Genomic DNA, 20,969 nt, shown 5'->3' with positions numbered 1-20,969 from the left:
GTTCAGCTATGCTGGTTCTGTTGTTCTTCCTGGGTAAGAAGCTAATCCCTTTTCCAAGCAAATCAACGCTTTCTTCAACTCCTCGGTATGGAGTACATAAGCCAAACGAACCTCATTTAGGCCGGCATTATTGGAACTGTAAAACCTGCTGCTGGTGCCATCATTACGGTTTCGTTTTCGTAGGCGAAGGATTCAAGCATCCATTGGCAAAATTTATCAGAATTGTCAATCGGAAAACGAGCGACCACGTAAAATGCGCCACCTGGATTAGGGCAATATACACCCGGTAAGGCATTTAATCCATCAACCAATAAATCTCTTCTTTCGGTGTATTCTTCCAACACTTCGTCAAAATAGCTTTGAGGAGTATCTACCGCGGCAGTAGCAGCGATTTGCGCGACAGCAGGAGGCGACAAGCGAGCTTGAGCAAACTTTAGAGCGACTTGGTACAATTCTGTGTTTTTTGTAATTAGACAGCCTAGTCGAGCGCCGCAAGCAGAATAGCGCTTGGACACCGTGTCGAAAATGACAACGTGATTATCAAGCCCATCTAAATGCATAGGCGAAACGAATTCTTTGCCATCATAACAGAATTCACGGTATGCCTCATCAGCAAATAGGTACAGGTCGTATTTGAGACAAAGTTCTTTAAGTGCTTCTAACTCTTCACGAGAATATAAGTAGCCGGTAGGATTGTTTGGATTACAAATTACGATTGCTTTGGTCTTATCACTGATTACTTGCTCAAAAGCCGCGATACTAGGCAATGCGAAGCCATCTTCGATGTGCGACATAATAGGTCGTATCACGACATCGGCTGGACAAGCAAAACCATTGTAATTAGCATAAAAAGGCTCCGGGATGATGATCTCATCACCAGGGTTTAGACAAGATTGCATAGCAATCGAAATCGCTTCTGAGCCACCATTTGTGACCAAAATCTGATTAGCGGTAACGTTGTAATTTATTTTATTGTAATATTCTGCCAATTTATCGCGGTACGTGCTTGTGCCTTCAGAAGGAGTATAAGCCCACACATCAAAATCAATATTGCGAATAGCTTGCAGCATTCCGGCAGGTGTCTTGATATCCGGTTGACCAATATTTAAATGATATATTTTTTTACCGTCTTTTTTCGCCTGATCGGCATATGGCGTCAGCTTTCGAATGGGAGAGGCGGGCATGTGCTGTCCGCGAGATGATATAGTTGGCATACTGAATTTAAATTTTGTGCTAAGGTACTAAATTCCTCTTTTTTGTTTTGCCTCGTCTCAAAAAAGCCATTTAAAATACATCTTCTGCCTTAGGTAAGCTAAAACAAGAAGAGCTACGCTCATAGTAGCGTAGCTCTTCTTGTTTTACTGCGTATGCAGTTCCTATTTTACTCTACATTCCCTTTAATGGTCAAGTTCTTAACCGGTGTATTGGTATTAGATTTGACGATGAATGATTTGGTGAAAGGCCCTTTTACACTTGCATCGTAAGTCACATTGATGGCGCCGGTGTCACCCGGTTTAACAGGTGCTTTTGTGAAATCAGCTACTGAACAACCGCAAGTTGGTCTTACTTCGGAAATTATAATAGGTGAATCTCCGGTATTCGTAAACGTAAATTCATACGATGCAGGTTTGTTGTGTGGTATTTTACCAAAATCATGAGTTTCCGTATTGAAATTAAATGTACCCTGCACTAATGACATCGATGTCAAAGCGATCAGAGCTACAAATGCTACAACTACACTACTTATCTTTTTCATCTCTACTGTTTGTTTTTCGTTTAATATGCTCAATTCTTAGACCAAAAGTATCTTTTTGAATTGGCAATTTGTATTTTTTAATACTTTGACTATGGAAATATTACACTTTTGAGACGCACTACACAGCTCTAAAACGGTGCGCAATCATTAAATATGAAACAAAATTATTTACCATCCTCGAGCATGCCAGCTTATAAGCATTTCCCGATTCGTATTGCTTTTCAAGCAAAAATTCTGTAATTTTATATTACTGTATTTGGGACGTGTAGGTGTGTTTTCTACATGCTACACACAACTGTATATTTCATCTAATTCTATGGACATAGAAAAATCACTGTTTGATAACTTGCAAGAATTTTTTGGGTTTGATACGTTCAAAGGTGATCAAGAAGCGATTATCACGAATGTATTAAATAAGAAAGATACATTCGTCATCATGCCTACAGGTGGTGGCAAGTCGATCTGTTATCAGCTTCCGGCTCTGATGAGTCAAGGTACAGCTATCGTTATTTCTCCATTGATAGCTTTAATGAAGAATCAAGTCGATCAGCTGCGCGCATTTGGTGGTAGTGATAGTATTGCTCACTTCCTCAATTCTTCGCTTACGAAGAGTGAAGTAACACGAGTGAAAGAAGATGTAGTTTCTGGCAAGACCAAATTGCTGTACGTAGCGCCAGAATCGTTAGGAAAAGAAGATAATATTCAATTTTTGCGCAATATAACTGTCTCATTCGTAGCGGTGGATGAGGCGCATTGTATATCGGAGTGGGGGCATGATTTTCGCCCAGAATACCGAAAAATTCGTCAGGTAATTAATGGGATTGGCGAAGGAATTCCGATCATTGCACTAACGGCGACTGCAACACCGAAAGTGCAATCAGACATTCGCAAGAATTTGCAGATGAACGATGCGACGCTTTTTAAGTCGTCCTTTAACCGAACGAATCTGTATTACGAAGTACGCCCCAAGCGCGATGTCGTAAAAGAGATTGTCCGTTTTATTCGCAATAATGCTGGTAAAACAGGTATTGTATATTGTCTTAGCCGCAAGAAGGTAGAAGAGATTGCTGAGGTATTGAATATCAACGGAATCACTGCGCTTCCATATCATGCCGGTCTGGACGCTAAAGTAAGAGCAGATACGCAAGACAAATTTCTGATGGAAGATGTAGAAGTCATTGTGGCAACGATTGCTTTCGGTATGGGTATCGACAAGCCAGATGTGCGCTTCGTTATTCATCACGACATTCCTAAGTCGATGGAAGGATATTATCAGGAAACAGGGCGTGCAGGTCGTGACGGTGGTGAAGGTGTGTGTGTGGCATTTTATTCGGAAAAGGATATCGAAAAACTCACCAAATTCATGAAGGATAAGCCCGTAGCAGAGCGCGAGATCGGTACGCAAATCCTAAAAGAGGTCATCGATTATTCGGAATCGGCGGTGTGCCGACGCAAGCAGATCTTACATTATTTTGGCGAATCTTTTGATGAGACAGGATGTAATAATATGTGCGATAATTGTCGGTCTGCTCGTACGTATCTGGACGCCGAAGCTCCAATTTTGCAAATATTGAGCTTCATCAAAGAGCAGGGCGATAAGTTCGACGATCATCATATTATCAACGTGCTGATGGGACAAAATAACCAGCCGGTATCGTCCTATAAGCACGATATGCATCCCTTATTTGGTACTGGCAAAGAGCATGGAGTTATTTATTGGAAATCGGTAATCCGACAAGCCGAACTCGCTGATTTTATCAAAAAGGATATTGATCACTATGGGTTATTGATCCTAACGGAATCGGGAAGTAAGTATTTGTTAAATCCTTATCCGATGAAATTTGTACTCAATAAACCGATTGAATCGGCCGACGCGACTGGTACTGCTATTGGACTGGTAAATCCGGGCAATAGTACGCTTGATACGGCTTTACTGCAGTTATTGAAGGATTTGCGCAAGAAAATCGCCAAACAGAAGTCATTGCCACCGTTTGTGATCTTTCAAGATCCATCTTTGGATGAGATGTGTACACATTATCCTATCACAATCGATGAGTTGAAGCAAATTCACGGAGTGGGCAGCGGCAAAGCAGTTAAATTTGGTGCGCCATTCGTAGAACTGATTCGCAAATATGTAGAAGATAATGGCATTGATCGGCCGCAGGATTTGGTGATAAAGAGTACTGCGAATAAGTCGGCATTGAAGGTTTCGATCATCCAAAATATTGACCGCAAGATCGGACTGGACGATATAGCTTCTTCCAAAGGCATTAGCTATGAAGATATGCTACGTGAAGTCGAGTCGATTGTCAACTCGGGTACGAAACTGAATATTTCTTATTTTGTCGATGAAATGATCGATCAAGATCGCCAAGATGAGGTCTATGAATATTTTTTATCGGCAGATATTGATACGGTGAAGAGTGCGTTGGATGAATTGGGTGAAGCCGACTACACGTATGAAGAAATTCAATTGATGCGCATCAAATTCATGTCAGAGTTAGGAAACTAAACTTGATGCGCGCTACTTGCTTAGCGTACGCGCCAAGCAAGTAGTCTTGATATTTTTTGACCTTGCTGCATCGGAATTATTTCGATCTGTGGAACTTTATGATACTCGAGCACTGCCACCAAAGGCTTGAGGTGATCTTTGTCGGCTACCAAGGCTGTGCACCAACGAAGTTGATCTTTGTATTCCAACGTATCGTAAATCAACTGTGTAACGAAGGCTTTCTCACCACCTTCGCGCCACAACTCGTTGGCTAAGCCGCCAAAGTTTTGTACTGGTAGGTTTTTTCCCTGATGCAATTTTTCGTTTTTACTAACTACTTTGTTCCAGTGTTGTTCGCGCGAACTGTAAAACGGAGGATTACAGACTATAGCATCAAAGCGATCATTCGGACGAATAATGCCTTTTAGGATCTGAGCAGAATCTGGCTGATGACGCAGCAATATTCTTTTTTTCAACTCAGGATTTGCTTCCAAAATTTCGTATGCATTATCAAGCGAAGGCGCATGTGTATCGGTTGCCACAAAACTCCATGGAAAAAGAGATGCGCCGAGCAAAGGATATATTAAGCTGGATCCGGTGCCAATGTCTAAAATGCGCATAGGCTTATCATCAGGAATCAGATCTGCCAGATAATGTAGATAATCCACGCGCCCCGGAATGGGCGGACACAAGCTATTTGCCAACAATTTCCAATCTTTGACATGATAATAAGCGGCTATAAGTGCTTTGTTGAGCATAAACACCGCTTCAGGATTTTTGAAATCAATGGATTCCGTGCCGCGTGGCGTGAGCAGTATAAAATCTTTTAGTGCAGGTTCTGCGACTGTGAGTTTCTTGAAATCATAACCGTCAATATGTCTGTTATTGTAGTGAAAGGTCTGCGATGTATTTGCCATGAGAATTGTTTACAGGTCAAAGATACCAATTCTGTGTGGTGATTATTAATCTTACTGTTGTACTTGCAAAAATAAGGCGGATGAATTTGATCATCCGCCTATCGTTTCGTATTGGCAATCCGTATACCTCTAATCTTGTCTTGTGCGTGGCTCTTTGCTAGTAATTGGCCCGCTATGATCTCTTGTGTTGCGCGCAGATGGTACATCGGGAGCTGGTGGAACGTATCCATCACCTTTCCCTGATTCAGGATTTGTCTGTCCTGTCGTATTTTTTGTTGCATCTTTATCTTCCGTTAACTTCGGATCTTTGTTTACATGGTCTTGTGTACTCATAATAATCTCCTTTTTTATGGTTCATAATTAAAACAGATAGAAGTGGTAAATTGTTTTTTTCAGTATGTTTACATCTATGATCAGATGGTTTCTACTGCTATTACTATTACCGGTTCAGCATCTTGTGCATGCCCAACAGGATGCGTCCATACAAAGGCTCTTCCATGAATCCACTGTCTTGCAGCAACATCTCCATGGTTTTGCGCTTTATGACATAGAAGCGCAGCAGTTTGTACATGGTATTAATGCGCAGGTACACTTTACGCCAGCATCTAACACGAAAGTGTTTACATTGTTGCAAAGTTTGCAAAATGTGGGAGATTCTATTCCCGGTCTCGCTTACGTAGTTCGTGGCGATTCGTTGTTATTTTGGGGTACCGGAGATCCTACTTTTTTGCATCGCAAGCTAGATACACGGAAGGTGTATAACTTTCTTCGAAAAACTCCTTACAACCTTTTCTACGTACCTGCTCCAGTACTAGAGCCAGCTTACAGAGCAGGTTGGGCTGCAGAAGATTATCAAAACGATTTTCAGCCTGATATCAGCAGTTTTCCCATTTACGGAAACACGGTGCAGTTCAAGAATGTTGGTGGGCAACTGCGAGCAAATCCTCGTTATTTTGAAGCTAATATAAGTGTGAAGCCAGGAATTGGTGGATTCGACATTGTTCGTCGTCCGCATGAAAATTACTACGATGCGACGAGTTATCGTGTGCGATCGGGTTTTAGGTCGTATAAGCCATTTATTTACAGTACGGATCTGTTCGTTACGCTATTGCGAGATACGCTCCAACGTGAGGTGACTGTACTGGATAGTTATAGTATGCCCTCAGATGTCGATTATATATATTCGATGCCTACGCGTGAATTGCTACGCGAGATGATGCTCTACAGCGACAATTTTTTGGCAGAGCAGTTGTGCTACACGGCATCTTTTATGATTTTCAATCAATTCTATTCCGCACGAATGCGCGAATATATGGCTACTACCTATTATTCCTTATTTAGCGACAAGGTCGATCTTCATGACGGCAGTGGCTTATCGTTTTATAATAAAGTGACGCCACGAAGTATGGTCGAATTGCTTTTGATGGTGCAGAAAAGTGCAGGCTCTGAAGAAGACCTGCTTCAGCTCTTTCCAGCTGGAAGATCCAGCGGCACGCTGCGTCATTTGTATTCCTTAGCTAATGGTAAACCCTTCGTGTGGGCAAAAACGGGTACTATTAATGGCGTGTATGCGCAGAGTGGATTCTTGCTTGGCGCTAGTGGAAGGCGGTATGTGTTCTCATTTATGAATAATAATATTTTCGGTGATCTAAAAGATGTGAAGCAGGAAATGGTGCGCATTATGACGTATATTCATCACAACTATTGATCGATTCTACTGACCAAATTATGGTATCTTCGCTTCCAACACTATGAATATTCAAACGCTACAAAAAGACAATCCCAAAACCATCCGTGCTTGGGCCATGTTTGACTGGGCAAATTCTGTCTATAATTTGGTCATTACTTCCACGATTTTTCCGGCGTACTACACTGCTATTACCTATACCGAACAGTATGGAGATGTGGTGCATTTCTTTGGTTTCTCGATTGTCAATACAGCATTGTCCAACTTTGCGCTTTCCATAGCCTATCTTATAATGGCGTTTGCTTTGCCGTTTATTTCAGCCTATGCTGATGTCCGTGGGCGCAAGAAATACTTCATGAAGTTCTTCACCTATCTGGGGGCATTAGCCTGTATGGGGCTGTTCTTTTTTAAGTTAGAGACACTCGAACTCAGTATCTTTTTATATGCTTTTGCGGCAGCTGGTTATATTGGCGGTCTAGCATTTAATAATTCTTATTTACCACTTATCGCCAGTGTAGCCGAGCAAGACCGTGTCAGTGCGCAAGGTTTTGCCTATGGCTATGTCGGATGTGTCACATTGCAACTAATCTGTTTTGTATTTGTGCTAAAGCCCGAATGGTTTGGCATTACCGACGCTTCATTACCAGCGCGTCTTTCATTCTTCTTAGTAGGTTTGTGGTGGTTGGGTTTTTCCCAGATTCCTTTTCGTCGTTTGCCCGAAAGCCGCCCTTCGGCTATGCCGGCAGGATGGACCATTGGACAGAAGGTGCGCCAAGAGTTTGGTAGTGTATGGCAGCGCATTCAACTTATTCCCGCAATCAAACGTTTTCTATTCCCATATTTCTTTTATTCTATGGGCGTACAAACGGTGATGATCGTGGCTACAGCATTCGGCATGAAAGAGATCGGCCTTGAAATGTCTGAATTGATTGCCGCCATTCTGCTCATACAACTCATCGCGATTGGCGGTGCCTACCTCATGTCTCGATTGGCGAAGCCGTTGGGCAATACGATGGTGTTGATCGGTGTAGTTTGTGTGTGGATCTTTATCTGTGTGGCTGCTTTCTACATACAAAGTAAGGTGGAGTTTTATATCCTCGCAATGCTCGTAGGTGCGATGATGGGAGGAATCCAATCTTTGTCGCGATCAACTTATTCTAAGCTGCTGCCTACCGATATCGAAGATACGACTTCCTTCTTTAGCTTTTATGATGTAACCGAGAAAATAGCTATCGTATTGGGCTTATTTAGCTTTGCAATCATCGAACAGCTAAGTCATAATATCCGGTATTCGGCACTGTTTATGTCAGTGTTTTTTATCATTGGACTAATTCTTTTGATTAGTTTATACAAATTTGAACGAACAGCTACAAAAAATACACATGCATAAAGTAGAATTATCTATTCCTGGCGTTATCGATCAGTTGTATCCGCAAACGGCTTTCCACCTGCTTCGGCTATTAGAGCGCGCGGGCTGCGAGGTATCCTACAATCCTTTACAAACGACTTGCGGCATCGACCTATATGAAGCCGGTTACTGGGAGGAAGCTAAGGAAATCGGAGCGAAGTACCTCAACGATTTTGAAGGAATCGATTATATTGTATCACCTTCATTTACGGAAGTTGGCATGATCCGAGATGGCTTCAATGATCTATTTACCAACTCTACCGACCACAACAAATGCAGACAAATGCAGCGTAATATCTTCGAAATCTCTGATTTCTTGGTGAATGTCGTGCGAAAGGAGTATTTTGGAGCGGAGTTCGTTTCCACCGCTATTTTTCATCCATCCTGTGCGCAGTGGAATGGCTATCAATTGCACGATGAAGCATTGCGTTTGTTGAAGCAAGTTGGCGGGCTAGAGCTAATCACCGATAAGCAGCCCTCGAAAAGCTGCAAAATAGGCAGAGCGACAAAGGCCGATTACGTTCCTTTATCGGTAGCGTGGGGTACAGAGGTAATAGAATACGGAATGGCAAACAAGGCGGATTACATTATCTGCCAAGATCACACCTGCTTGCTGCATCTGCAAGGCATTATCGAAAAAAAAGAATTCCCGATACAAACAATACATCTGGTGGATGTACTCACGGCCGGTTGGCCAAACATTTAAGAATGTACCACTAATGAAAACCTAAAATATACGAATATGCAATCACGAAAAACCTTTTTACAAAACATGGGAATGCTCGGAGCCGGTTTAGCGCTAGCACCCGTTAACAATTTGTTCGCGCAAAACAGCAACAAGCCTTGGTTTAGTATTTCGCTGGCGCAATGGTCGTTGCACCGCACGATGGGCAAAGGAGATCTCAAGAATATTGACTTTCCGGCATTTGCTGCTAAGGAATTTGACATTCACGCGGTAGAATACGTGAGTCGATTTTTCAAAGATGAGGTACGCAATACTACCTATCTCAAGGATCTTAATGCTCGGGCGGCCGATCATGATGTCAAGAATGTGCTGATCATGATTGACGGTGAAGGTGAATTGGGTAATGCAGATGCCGACAAAAGAAAAATGGCTGTAGAAAACCATTATCAATGGATCGATGCCGCACATCAATTGGGCTGTCATGCCATTCGTGTAAATGCTGCTGGTAAAGGCACTCCAGAAGACGTAGCAAAGCGTGTAGTCGAAAGCTTGAGAACATTAGCTACATATGGTAAAGATGCTGGTATTAGCGTCGTGGTCGAAAATCACGGTGGTATTTCTTCGGATGGCGCATGGCTTTCAAACGTGCTTAAGTCTGTAAATCATTCGCATTGTGGCTCTTTGCCCGATTTTGGTAATTTTTATGAATACGATCGCTATCAAGGTGTGACAGATTTGATGCCATTTGCCAAGGGAGTTAGTGCTAAGACCAATGTTTTTGATGCACAGGGCCTAGAAGCCAATATCGATTACGCAAGAATGATGAAGATCGTTCGTGATGCTGGCTACACAGGTTATATTGGTATTGAATACGAAGGCGATCAGCTGGACGAGATGGAAGGCATCAGATTAACGAAGAAGTTGCTACAGCGTTTTCAAACGGCATAGCGTGTAAAAGATCTATGACGCTGCTGTAGATATGTCGTTATTTTTCTTTTCTTTGTAGACCTCGCATCGCCATGATTATGTTTCGAAAACGTATCAATGCGTTGCTGGGCTAACTACTAACAACAACAAAGATTGCTTTAAAACTTATATGAACCAACACAACGACGATGGCCTAGTAAAGCACTTGGCCAAGAAGGGTATTGACGACAAAATGGTCTTCGGGCATCCAGCAGGTTTGCTGGTGCTATTTTTTACTGAAATGTGGGAGCGTTTCAGCTATTATGGAATGCGAGCTTTACTGACCGTATTCTTGGTTTCAGAAATCGCTAAAGGCGGATGGGGGTGGAATAATGAAGAAGCCTTGTCATTATACAAATGGTACACCACTCTGGTATATTTCACACCACTGATCGGCGGTATCATCGCCGACAAACTGACTGGTTACAAAAAAGCCATATTAATCGGTGCTTTTGTGATGACTTTAGGTCATGCGGCAATGGCCTTAGAAGGTATTTCTGAAAATTTCTTTTACCTCGGTTTGGCCTTCATGGTATTGGGCAATGGTATGTTCAAACCCAATATTTCTTCCATGGTCGGTCAATTGTATCCCGATTCTAGCGCGAAGAAAGATGCAGGCTATACTATTTTCTATATGGGCATTAATGCTGGTGCTTTTCTCGGATCATTACTGTGTGGTTACATCGGAGAGAAAGTAGGTTGGCACTATGGTTTTGGCCTAGCAGGCGTATTTATGTTCTTCGGGATGTTACAATTTTATTTTGGTCAGCGAATATTTGGTGTTGTGGGTGATAAACCAAGCCACAAAATTCCATTAGAAAAAGAAGTTGCCGAAGTAATAGAAGAGGAAGAAGCGCCTAACCACGTGGTGCGCGATCGCCTTATCGTGGCGGGGGTACTGATGGTAGCCAGCATTCTTTTCTTTTTTGCATTTGAGCAAGCTGGTGGATCCATGACGATTTTTGCAAAGGATTATACTCAACGAGTGCTTTCTGGCTCGGTGGCCACTAGTTTCAAATGGATCGACGCCCTCTTGACGCTGATGCCTATTGTGATTGTTACCTATGTTTTATTTAGTTTGGCGCGCAAAATTATACATACTTATCCGCTGACCATTCTATTTACCCTGCTTTCTTTTGCTTCTATCGCTGTGCTTGGATTCTGGAAAATAAATAATGAGTTTAATGCCGAAGCGACTGAAGTAACTGTTTCGTGGTTTCAGATCTTAAACGCTTTCTTTATTGTTACCTGTGCTTCACTATTCAGCAAGCTTTGGGAAAAGGTCTGGAATCCATCTGGACCGATCAAGTTTGCCTTAGGTTTGGTATTAGTAGCGCTCGGTTTTGTGGCGATGGCGTATGGTAGTCGCGATATCCCGCAAGGTGCATTAACAGCATCAGTAAGTATGCTGTGGTTAGTATTAGCTTATTTCTTCCATACGATGGGTGAGTTATGTATTTCTCCAGTAGGATTATCATACATCAGTAAACTGTCTCCAAAAAATCTGGTCGGTCTAATTTTTGGATTTTGGTTTATGGCCACAGCCATTGCCAGTTATTTGGCCGGATGGTTGGGCGGATATATCGATCAGATTGCCAATGCATATTCTATTTCGATTTTCTTTCTTATCATCGCAAGTTTACCGATTATCGTAGCCATCTTATTGGTAATATTTAATCCGCTATTAAAACGCATGATGCACGGTATTAAGTAAGAGTACCTTCATACAAAATATAAAAGCGCCTTCCAAAGGTGCTTTTATTGTTTTTAGAAGTCGGTGAGGGTGTTCACTTATTTTTTTAACTTTGGGGCTTGATAATACATCCTTTTTATATTTTATGAATCCATCTTCACCTATAAATCCAGCAGGCGCTATAGATAGCGAGCCGGAGAAGTTGCTATTGGGGCACTTTCCAGGATTATTCGTGCTATTTTTCACAGAAATGTGGGAGCGCTTCTCTTTTTATGGTATGCGTGTATTGCTCATACAATTCTTAACCGCTTCGGTACTAACTGCTAATCCAGGTTGGGGCTGGTCTGCAGAGCAGGCAGGTGCATTGTATGGTACGTATGCCATGTTGTTGTATATCACGCCAATTTTTGGTGGTGTGATTGCCGATAAATACATTGGATCGCGAGCTGCCGTGATTATTGGCGCAATCATTATGACATTGGGGCATGCTTCTATGGCATTTAATTCGCCGATTATGTTTTTCATTGGCTTGGCTGGCTTAGTAATTGGCACAGGCTTTTTTAAACCTAATATGCCGGCCATTCTGGGAGAAATGTACCGCTTTAGACCAGAAAAGAAAGATGGCGCTTATACCATCTTTTATATGGGAGTAAATGCAGGTGCATTTTTTGGAATGATGCTGTGCGGCTATTTGGGCGAAACGATGGGTTGGCATTGGGGATTTGGCCTCGCCGGAATATTTATGCTTTTAGGCACGATCCAGTTTTGGTTAGCAAAACCTATCACCGGCGATTTGGGTATCTTGAAAAAGTCGACCACTCCTGAACAAAAAGCAGTGAGTAATCTGGAAGAAGGCGAAACGACTTACAATCGATTCACCAAGTTAGATTTTTTCCTGATCGCATTGGTTTCTGTAGTCGGCTTGACATATGCGTTTAACGATCCTTTATCCAAAAACAATGTACTGGATATGTTTGCCTTCTTGGATACGGATAGCCTACGTGGCCAGACCATTGTAGTGTTAGTAGCATTGGTGACTTTTTTAGGTTTAGTGATATCACGTATTGTACGTTATGCCAAAGTAGTCAGAGATCGTATGTTTGGCGTGATTCTCTTAGCCGTATTCTTGATATTCTTTTTCATGAGTTTCGAGCAAGGAGCTACCTCCTTGGTCTTAGTTGCGCGCGATTATGTAGATCGAGAGCTTACGGGCAACAGTCTGTATATCTTTAATACTGTTAATACATTATTGACCATCGTACCATTGATCATTATTTCGTGGGTTTTGGTGCGTTTATCGATCATTACTTGGTCAAAGACTGCTGCCTCCAACATTATACTCTTCATCTGTTTCATATTGATTTGGGGAGCAGGCGTTTGGATGCTGTATCGCGAATTTACGGCAGAAGTTTCTGCTATCAAAGTTTCTTGGTTTTCAATTCTTAACTCTTTCTTTATTATATCGTTAGCCTCAACTATCTCTAGGATTTGGGATTCTAAATACAACCCATCGGCAGCGGTAAAATACGGCTTAGGTTTGTTCTTCGTGGCCATTGGATTCTTGATCTTAGGTATGGGATCACTGCAAGTTGGTTCTGGCGTAAAGATGTCGATGATATTTTTAGTGCTGACCTATTTATTTCACACCATTGGAGAGCTTTTTATCTCCCCAGTTGGTTTGTCCTACGTTTCCAAATTGGTGCCTGCGCGAATGTTGGCATTCATGTTTGGTATGTGGTATCTGGCGATAGCGATTGCCCAAAAGTTGGCCGCCATCTTAGGTGGGCAGGTAGAAGTGATTCAGGAAAATTATTCCTTAAGTCATTTTTTCTTCCTCTTTACGCTTATTCCGGCGGCGGGTGGCTTATTGGTCATCTTATTGAATCCATTAATCAAAAAATTGATGCACGGCGTCAAATAGTTGCAGAATAGGAATACGTATGTCTAAAGAATTGACCTTAGAAGATATCCAAAATTTTGAAGGGAAATATCCCAAACAACTTTGGTATCTGTTTCTAGTAGAAATGTGGGAACGCTTCTGCTTTTACGGAATGCGTGGTGTATTAGCCATTTTCATGGTCGACCAGCTTTTGCTATCCGACCGGGATGCCAATCTTAAATATGGCGCCATCCAAGCATTTGTGTATGCCTTTACATTTGTTGGAGGTATTTTTGCCGACAAGTTTTTGGGTTTTAAGCGCTCTTTGATTTTTGGTGCGTCGATGATGTTGTTAGGCAATGGACTGATTGCATTGTCACCGCATGACTATTTCTATTTCGGAATTGCACTAACTATTATTGGTACAGGTTTTTTCAAACCTAACATCTCGTCGATGGTTGGAGATCTGTACAAAGAAGATGATCCGCGAAGAGATGCCGGTTTTGGAATGTTCTATTCTGGAATCAATGTCGGTGCATTGCTAGGAGGTATATTATGTGTCTATTTAGGCAAAAGTTACTCATGGAATTATGCATTTGCCGCTGCGGCCCTAGTGATGCTCATCGGGTTAATCATTTTCTTGGCTACCAAACGACATATCAAACCGATTGGAAATAGCCCACTATTGCATATGCCGGCTGCACGGCGTATTCGCATGGAGGTATTTGTTTATCTCGCTGCATTGGCGAGTATCCCGCTCATTTTCATGATGATTGACAATACGCGATACACCGATTATTTTATGTATATCATCGGTCCGATAGCTTTGGGGTACTTTTTCATACAGATGAAAAGAGAAAACGATCCGAAAGCACGCCAGCAATTGATTGCAGCCTTGATACTAATACTATTCTCCATCTTGTTTTTCGCAATTTTCGAACAAGCTGGCGGCTCTTTAGCGCTTTTTGCTAATAATAATTTGCATGACGACCTTCTGTTCTTTCGTATAGATCCCAATGTCGTCAATAATGGCGCAAATTCTTTGTTTGTCATCATTTTTAGTCCGCTTTTAGGTCTGCTATGGCTGGCGATGGCGAGAAAGAAAGTAGAACCCAATACGATCATTAAGTTTGCACTAGGTTTTGTATTTCTTGGATTGGCCTATTACCTGTTTTTTGGCACACGTTTTTTTGCAGACGCTGAAGGTAAAACTTCATTAGGTGTGTTTACTTTAGCGTATCTGGCGGTTACCATCGGCGAATTGTGCTTGTCGCCAATCGGCCTATCGATGATTACCAAACTTTCACCAAAACGCTTAGGAGGAATGATGATGGGGTTATGGTTTTTGGCCAGCGCTTATGGCCAATATGTAGCGGGCTTATTAGGCGCAGGTATGTCTTCACCAAATGAAAATGCTACAGCATTTGACAAGCTGATGGCTTATACCGATGGATACCAGCAGTTAGCCATCTATTCTTTTATTGCTGCATTGGTTATTTTTGCCTTGTCGCCATTTATCAAACGACTGATGCACGGCGTGAGATAGCAGGATTATTTTTAGTACATTTATCATTTAGATCAATCATATACCGTGGCAGACAGTCTGATAATCATTCCTACGTACAATGAAAAAGAAAATATCGAACGGATCATCCGAAAAGTGTTTTCTTTGGAAGGTGACTTTCATATTTTAATCGTAGATGATGGCTCTCCTGACGGAACAGGAATGATAGTAAAGGATCTTTGTGCATCTTTTCCAGATCGACTGCACATTGAAGAACGTCGTGGAAAGCTCGGATTGGGCACAGCATATATTCACGGATTTCGATGGGCTTTAGCGCGTTCATACGCTTATATTTTTGAGATGGATGCCGATTTTAGTCATAATCCGGATGATCTATTGCGCTTAAAAGAAGCGTGCATTACGGGCGCCGATATGGCGATAGGATCGCGTTACATACAAGGAGTAAATGTGGTCAATTGGCCGATGAAGCGTGTTCTATTGTCCTATTTTGCATCAATGTATGTACGCGCCATCATGCGTATTGATATTCAAGATGCGACAGCAGGCTTTGTGTGCTTCCGCCGCGAAGTACTCGAAACAATCCATTTAGATAAAATTCGGTTCGTAGGTTATGCGTTTCAGATCGAGATGAAATTTAAGGCTATCCAAGAAGGTTTTAGAGTGGTAGAAGTGCCCATTATCTTTACAGATCGTACACACGGTATCTCCAAAATGAGCACTAAGATTTTTCGAGAAGCTTTCTGGGGAGTGATTAGTCTGAAATGGGCTAGTTTGTTTAAGAAATCAAATAGAAAGGGGAGTCAATAATGAACGAGAATCTGGATCCGAATGCGGAAAGGCTAAGCCACACCGAGAAAGAGCTAGAACGTGTGCTGCGGCCGCAAACCTTTGAAGATTTCACGGGGCAAGCGAAGATTTTGGAAAACCTCTCCATATTCGTGAAGGCTGCTAAACTTCGTAGCGAAGCCTTAGATCATGTTTTATTGCATGGCCCTCCGGGCCTTGGCAAAACCACGCTTTCTCACATTATTGCCAATGAAATGGGTGTCGGGATCAAGATTACATCTGGTCCTGTTTTAGACAAACCCGGTGATCTCGCCGGCCTTTTGACAGGTTTGGACGAAGGCGACATCTTATTTATCGATGAAATACATCGTTTGAGCCCATTAGTCGAAGAGTATTTGTATTCCGCTATGGAAGATTTCAAGATTGATATCATGCTCGAATCAGGGCCTAATGCTCGCTCTGTACAAATCAGTCTGAATCCGTTCACTTTAGTAGGTGCAACAACACGTTCTGGTCTTTTAACGGCACCATTACGGGCTCGTTTTGGTATCAATTCGCGCTTGCAATACTACGACGTGAAGTTGCTTACCACTATCGTGGAGCGCTCCGCTCATATTATTCGTATTCCCATTTCGGAAGAAGGAGCGTACGAAATAGCGCGACGCAGTCGGGGTACACCACGTATTGCAAATGCACTGCTACGGCGTACGCGTGACTTTGCTCAAATCAAAGGAACCGGAATTATTGATAAAGCCATCGCACAAATAGCACTAAACGCGCTGAATGTTGATGAACATGGATTGGATGAGATGGATAATCGTATACTTTCAACGATTATTGATAAATTTAAAGGTGGCCCTGTAGGTCTAAAAACCATTGCAACCGCCGTGGGTGAAGACGAAGGTACGATTGAAGATGTATATGAACCTTTCTTGATTCAGGAAGGTTATTTGATGCGTACGTCGCGTGGTCGTGAATGTACGGAATTAGCATTTACGCATTTGGGCAAACTACACCCACGAGGCAACACTTTGTTTTAATCGATTGATTTTAAGCGTTTAAGTTCATTTTATGTGAATGATTCATACAATATGATTTATACGTTGCCAATTATTGGTTAATTTTTTTTCCAAAAAATTTTCTTGATTTATACGGTTGTTTATTATTTTGTCGTAAGCAAAGTAGCAGATACATTTTCTGAAGATGATCTTCTACAAAACCAATTGGACAAACCTAAATAGCTAAAAATGGAAATTCTAGATGGCATGAATGCGCTAACATTAGTTTTTGTAGCACTTTTATTATTGGCAATTGGATACCGATTTTACGGACTATTCATGGCCAACAAAGTACTACGACTGAATGCTGATGTCGTTACACCTGCTGTAGAATTTGCCGACGGCCGCGATTATGTCAAGACGGATAAAAACGTATTATTTGGTCATCATTTCGCTGCTATTGCGGCAGCAGGTCCTTTAGTCGGGCCTGTATTGGCTGCGCAATTTGGTTACCTGCCAGGTACATTATGGATTTTGATTGGATGTGTGCTTGCCGGCGGCGTGCATGATATGGTGGTTCTATTTGCTTCTATGCGACATAAAGGGCAAAGTTTGGCTTCGATCGCTTCCAAGGAAATTGGCCCGATGACAGGCACAATTGCTGGTGTCGCCGTACTATTTATACTTATTTTAACTTTGGCAGGATTATCATTGGCTTGCATAAGTGCGATGCACGAAGCATCTTGGTCGTTGTTTACGGTGATCATTACCATGCCGATCGCGGTTATTATGGGTCTAATCATGCGTTATCGGAAGAATAGCGTCACATTTGCCAGTATACTTGGCGGTATCTTGTTAATTGCGGGTATAGTCGGTGGACATAGTTTGATGGAAATTCCGTATCTCAATGATTTGTTTCATTGGGATGTATCAACAATATCTATCGCTATTGCGCTGTACGGCTTTTTGGCATCTGTATTGCCGATTTGGCTTTTGCTTGTTCCGCGCGATTATTTGTCTACGTACCTAAAAATCGGAACTATATTGATGTTGGCCGTAGGAATTGTATTTGTACATCCTACATTGGAAATGCCCGCTTTGACCGCATTTATCCATGGAGGTGGCCCTGTGATTGGTGGCCCAGTATTACCTTTTATTTTTATTGTTATTGCTTGTGGTGCTATCTCGGGTTTTCATGCGGTGATAGCAACGGGTACAACACCTAAAATGATTGGGAATGAGAGAGAAATTCTATTCGTAGGATATGGTGCTATGCTGGTAGAAGGTTTTGTCGCGTTGATGGCACTTATTGCTGCCTGTACGCTGATGCCAGGAGATTACTTTGCCATCAATACACCGGCGGCCAGTTATGCTCAATTTTTGTTAGAAAACCCACACTTAACTGCGGTAGATCTACCTCATTTTATGGATAAAATCGGTGTGGATCTCCAAGGTCGTACAGGAGGAGCAGTTTCCTTAGCGGTAGGCATGGCACATATTTTCAATAGTATTCCGTATATGGACGAAGTGATGGCTTATTGGTACAATTTTGCGATCATGTTCGAGGCCGTTTTTATCCTCACAGCGATCGACGCAGGTACGCGTGTAGGTAGATTTTTCTTGCAAGAAATGTTGGGAAGCGTGATCCCAAAATTCCGCGACAAAGATTGGATGCCGGGAGTGCTCATTGCTAGCTTTTTATTCACCTTTGCATGGGGATATCTCGTTTATACGGGAAATGTAAGCAGTATTTGGCCATTATTTGGTATTAGTAATCAATTGTTGGCCGCTTGTGGTTTGATTGTGTGTACGACAATGCTGCTACGCATGGATCGCGGAAAATACGCATTATGTGCAGCAATTCCAGGCGTTATGATGGCGCTTATCACCTTTTGGGCTGGCTATTTACAAGTAGCAAAGATATACATTCCGGCAGGTGATTATTTATTAGCCAGCTTAGCAGTAGTAGCGATGGTATTAATGCTGATTGTATTTATTTCTGCCTTCAGAAAATGGTATGAGCTGTCGAAAAAAGTGCCAACTGAAACAGATTTTTATGGCGAAAAGGTGAAGGAACTGGTAGAAAGGTAAAATACGCTTATGACCTCCGCTTTGGCTTCTGCCGAAGCAACTTCAACACTTTTTGTCCTCGGGACCGTACCGCCGGACTCGCGTCTCGCTCTAGCAATAAACTTATTTCTACTTCGAGTGCTTCTATTATCCAGTCGTGCCGAAGTGATAAGGTATACAATAACTCAAAAGAGTTTGCCAAAACAGCTATGGACGTACCGGGCGTGGTGAGCCAGTCGAATCCACAGCTTATGAGTTGCTCGTCTTGCTCCTCGGTCGTCTTGCATGATGCACTTCTCAAGGCTTGGAGGTAGATATTTCCTAAAATACGCCGAGCGCCTTCGATCGTAATATTCGAACGGTTGGCCACCAAGAAGTTAAAAATATTAGGAAGATCTGCTGTGTGTGCTAGTACGTATTTTTCTAAAAACCAGATCGCATGCAAGGGCATATTATGGTTTTCATCTTTGGTGATGCACAGGGTTAAAAGTTGGTCGATATCCACGCCATCTTCCTTTAACGGACTGCTAGCTTGCAGCGCATGCTTCTCCAGCCAAAGCATAAAGCGTGTTTTTTGAACTTGGTAAGCGTCGAATGCGTTCATTAGCTTGCTGGTTGAAAGAATTTAGGATGAAAGTTCACGAGGTACAATTCTCGCGTCGCGCGCGTAGTGCGGTATAGAGCCAGCGCAGAAACTCGGTAGTAAGCATGTCATCATTCAAATAACCTTGATCAATAAATACAGCGGGCCACTGTCCACCTTGTGCTTTGTGGCAGGTGATAGCGTACGCAAATTTGATTTGTAAAGCATTGAAGTAAGGATCCTTCTTAATGGCCTCTGCTCGTTTGTTGCGATCGGGAATATCTTCATAATCTTCCGAAATCGATTCGTAAAGCTTTTGCAATTGATCTTGTGGAAGATTGGGGCTATCTACATACAGGCTATCTAATAGTACTCTACACTGGATCGTGTCGTGCTCATTGCCATCGAGAAAATCGATCATCACGTCAGCAAAACGAAAACTGTGCATCTCGTGCACGTTCGATACTTTTCGGATTTGCGCCATATCACCATTGGCAATAAAACCAGTGTGCGATTCGTCGTGCTGCTGTAGCCAAAAATAATTGTTCTTTACAATCATAATCAAATCGCCCCCTGTAAGCTCTTCGTCTCGAAATAAGATCTGATTACGAATATGTTGGTTATATAGATTAGCCGCTTTATTAGATCGACAGATCACCATCGTATTCTCTAAGCCAAATTTGTCATAGCTGTAATGCAATCCGTCGATGAGTCGCTCACCTGTCATTTGAAATACATCTGTATATGGCCTTGTAATGAATTGTGGAAAAGGATATTCGGCCGATTCATCTTCGAGTTTGATTTCTTGTCGGATCTTGGTAGCGTTAAATAAGATTCCCGAGTTTTTGTCTTGGCGCACTACGTCCGTCAGTTCGTAATGGCTAACGTAAAGATCATATCGACTGGCCATATAATCGGGTCTCAAAGCAGGACTTTGCAGCATGCCAACTGGTGGCAATTGTGCCGTGTCTCCCACGAAAAGCAATACACATCTTTCGCCACTTTGTACGTAGGTGATTAAGTCTTTTAGTAGGCTACTTTTAAATACACTTGCCGGATCATCAGAAAGCATAGACGATTCATCTACAATGAATAATGTGTCTTCATGCGGATTATCTGATAAGGTGAAGTCCATCGCTACGGAGGCTGCGGATTTCTTTCTGTAGATCTTTTTATGAATGGTAAGTGCAGTACGTTTGGCGTAATTACTAATCACTTTGGCAGCACGCCCTGTAGGCGCCAACAGTACCGTCTTTTTTTGTAATCGTGGAAGCACTTTGACGAGTGCACTGATGATCGTAGTTTTTCCAGTACCTGCGTATCCTTTTAAGATAAACAAACTTTTGGAATCAAATCTAGTCAAAAAATCTTCTAACAATTCGAATACCGCGCGCTGCTGCTCGGTAGGTTTTTGCTGAAAGCATTGCTCTAGATATTCGCGTATTTGCACATTCAAAGTTATTTAAAAGGTTGATCAATCCAATTTTAAAAGCTATTTTTGTTTATACTGTTGTTGTGTTATGCT

General features: G+C 42.2%; 16 protein-coding genes and 1 pseudogene. 11 read left to right on the top strand and 6 right to left on the bottom strand.

Features of this window, described 5'->3' with window-relative positions; all coding sequences use genetic code 11:
• Positions 1-6: 6 nt before the first annotated feature.
• Together A0125_RS03550 and A0125_RS03545 are read right to left on the bottom strand one after the other, a co-directional pair.
• Positions 7-1,214: pseudogene (locus A0125_RS03550) on the bottom strand (pyridoxal phosphate-dependent aminotransferase).
• Positions 1,215-1,381: 167 nt separating this feature from the next.
• Positions 1,382-1,756: a DUF1573 domain-containing protein gene (locus A0125_RS03545; protein WP_066752739.1), complete on the bottom strand. Its 375-nt coding sequence runs from the start codon at positions 1,754-1,756 to the stop codon at positions 1,382-1,384.
• 316 nt (positions 1,757-2,072) lie between these two features.
• On the opposite strand from A0125_RS03545, the gene recQ reads away from it, so the two are divergent.
• Positions 2,073-4,268: a DNA helicase RecQ gene (recQ, locus tag A0125_RS03540; protein ID WP_066752149.1), complete on the top strand. Its 2,196-nt coding sequence runs from the start codon at positions 2,073-2,075 to the stop codon at positions 4,266-4,268.
• A 20-nt stretch (positions 4,269-4,288) separates the two neighbouring features.
• On the opposite strand, the gene rlmF is transcribed toward recQ, so the two are convergent.
• Together rlmF and A0125_RS03530 are read right to left on the bottom strand one after the other, a co-directional pair.
• A complete protein-coding gene (rlmF, locus tag A0125_RS03535) occupies positions 4,289-5,164 on the bottom strand; it encodes a 23S rRNA (adenine(1618)-N(6))-methyltransferase RlmF (RefSeq protein WP_066752146.1) in 876 nt (291 codons plus the stop codon).
• 129 nt (positions 5,165-5,293) lie between these two features.
• Complete coding sequence (locus tag A0125_RS03530) at positions 5,294-5,497, bottom strand: hypothetical protein (RefSeq protein WP_066752142.1); 204 nt, start codon at positions 5,495-5,497, stop codon at positions 5,294-5,296.
• Between the two features lie 76 nt (positions 5,498-5,573).
• Between A0125_RS03530 and A0125_RS03525 the strand changes: the two genes are divergently transcribed.
• From A0125_RS03525 to A0125_RS03480, 10 genes are all read left to right on the top strand, one after another.
• Positions 5,574-6,872 (top strand): D-alanyl-D-alanine carboxypeptidase, encoded by a 1,299-nt coding sequence (locus tag A0125_RS03525; RefSeq protein ID WP_197464753.1) that lies wholly within the window; start codon positions 5,574-5,576, stop codon positions 6,870-6,872.
• Between the two features lie 43 nt (positions 6,873-6,915).
• Positions 6,916-8,241: an MFS transporter gene (locus A0125_RS03520; RefSeq protein WP_066752137.1), complete on the top strand. Its 1,326-nt coding sequence runs from the start codon at positions 6,916-6,918 to the stop codon at positions 8,239-8,241.
• Positions 8,234-8,965 carry a (Fe-S)-binding protein gene (locus tag A0125_RS03515; RefSeq protein WP_066752134.1) on the top strand — a complete coding sequence of 244 codons (732 nt, stop codon included), beginning with the start codon at positions 8,234-8,236 and terminating at the stop codon, positions 8,963-8,965. The genes A0125_RS03520 and A0125_RS03515 overlap by 8 nt, the downstream gene beginning before the upstream one ends.
• 36 nt (positions 8,966-9,001) lie before the next feature.
• Positions 9,002-9,892, top strand: coding sequence for a sugar phosphate isomerase/epimerase family protein (locus A0125_RS03510; RefSeq protein WP_066752124.1), 891 nt, complete (start codon positions 9,002-9,004; stop codon positions 9,890-9,892).
• Positions 9,893-10,040: 148 nt separating this feature from the next.
• Positions 10,041-11,624, top strand: coding sequence for a peptide MFS transporter (locus A0125_RS03505; RefSeq protein ID WP_066752122.1), 1,584 nt, complete (start codon positions 10,041-10,043; stop codon positions 11,622-11,624).
• A 124-nt stretch (positions 11,625-11,748) separates the two neighbouring features.
• Positions 11,749-13,524: a peptide MFS transporter gene (locus A0125_RS03500; protein WP_066752119.1), complete on the top strand. Its 1,776-nt coding sequence runs from the start codon at positions 11,749-11,751 to the stop codon at positions 13,522-13,524.
• 19 nt (positions 13,525-13,543) lie between these two features.
• On the top strand, positions 13,544-15,028 hold the full coding sequence (locus A0125_RS03495) for a peptide MFS transporter (RefSeq protein ID WP_066752117.1): 1,485 nt from the start codon (positions 13,544-13,546) through the stop codon (positions 15,026-15,028).
• A 45-nt stretch (positions 15,029-15,073) separates the two neighbouring features.
• Positions 15,074-15,814: a polyprenol monophosphomannose synthase gene (locus A0125_RS03490; RefSeq protein WP_066752114.1), complete on the top strand. Its 741-nt coding sequence runs from the start codon at positions 15,074-15,076 to the stop codon at positions 15,812-15,814.
• On the top strand, positions 15,814-16,833 hold the full coding sequence (gene ruvB / locus A0125_RS03485; RefSeq protein WP_066752112.1) for a Holliday junction branch migration DNA helicase RuvB: 1,020 nt from the start codon (positions 15,814-15,816) through the stop codon (positions 16,831-16,833). Before A0125_RS03490 ends, ruvB begins: the two co-directional genes overlap by 1 nt.
• A gap of 207 nt (positions 16,834-17,040) precedes the next feature.
• On the top strand, positions 17,041-18,882 hold the full coding sequence (locus A0125_RS03480; RefSeq protein ID WP_197464752.1) for a carbon starvation CstA family protein: 1,842 nt from the start codon (positions 17,041-17,043) through the stop codon (positions 18,880-18,882).
• 7 nt (positions 18,883-18,889) lie between these two features.
• On the opposite strand, the gene A0125_RS03475 is transcribed toward A0125_RS03480, so the two are convergent.
• Both A0125_RS03475 and A0125_RS03470 read right to left on the bottom strand, forming a co-directional pair.
• Complete coding sequence (locus A0125_RS03475) at positions 18,890-19,465, bottom strand: hypothetical protein (protein ID WP_066752109.1); 576 nt, start codon at positions 19,463-19,465, stop codon at positions 18,890-18,892.
• A 34-nt stretch (positions 19,466-19,499) separates the two neighbouring features.
• Positions 19,500-20,894 (bottom strand): ATP-dependent DNA helicase, encoded by a 1,395-nt coding sequence (locus A0125_RS03470; RefSeq protein ID WP_231863100.1) that lies wholly within the window; start codon positions 20,892-20,894, stop codon positions 19,500-19,502.
• Positions 20,895-20,969 lie beyond the last annotated feature (75 nt).

It is taken from the genome of Sphingobacterium populi, assembly GCF_001586775.1.
In the GTDB taxonomy this organism is placed as follows: domain Bacteria; phylum Bacteroidota; class Bacteroidia; order Sphingobacteriales; family Sphingobacteriaceae; genus Sphingobacterium; species Sphingobacterium populi.
This window is presented reverse-complemented; position numbering and strand designations above follow the sequence as displayed.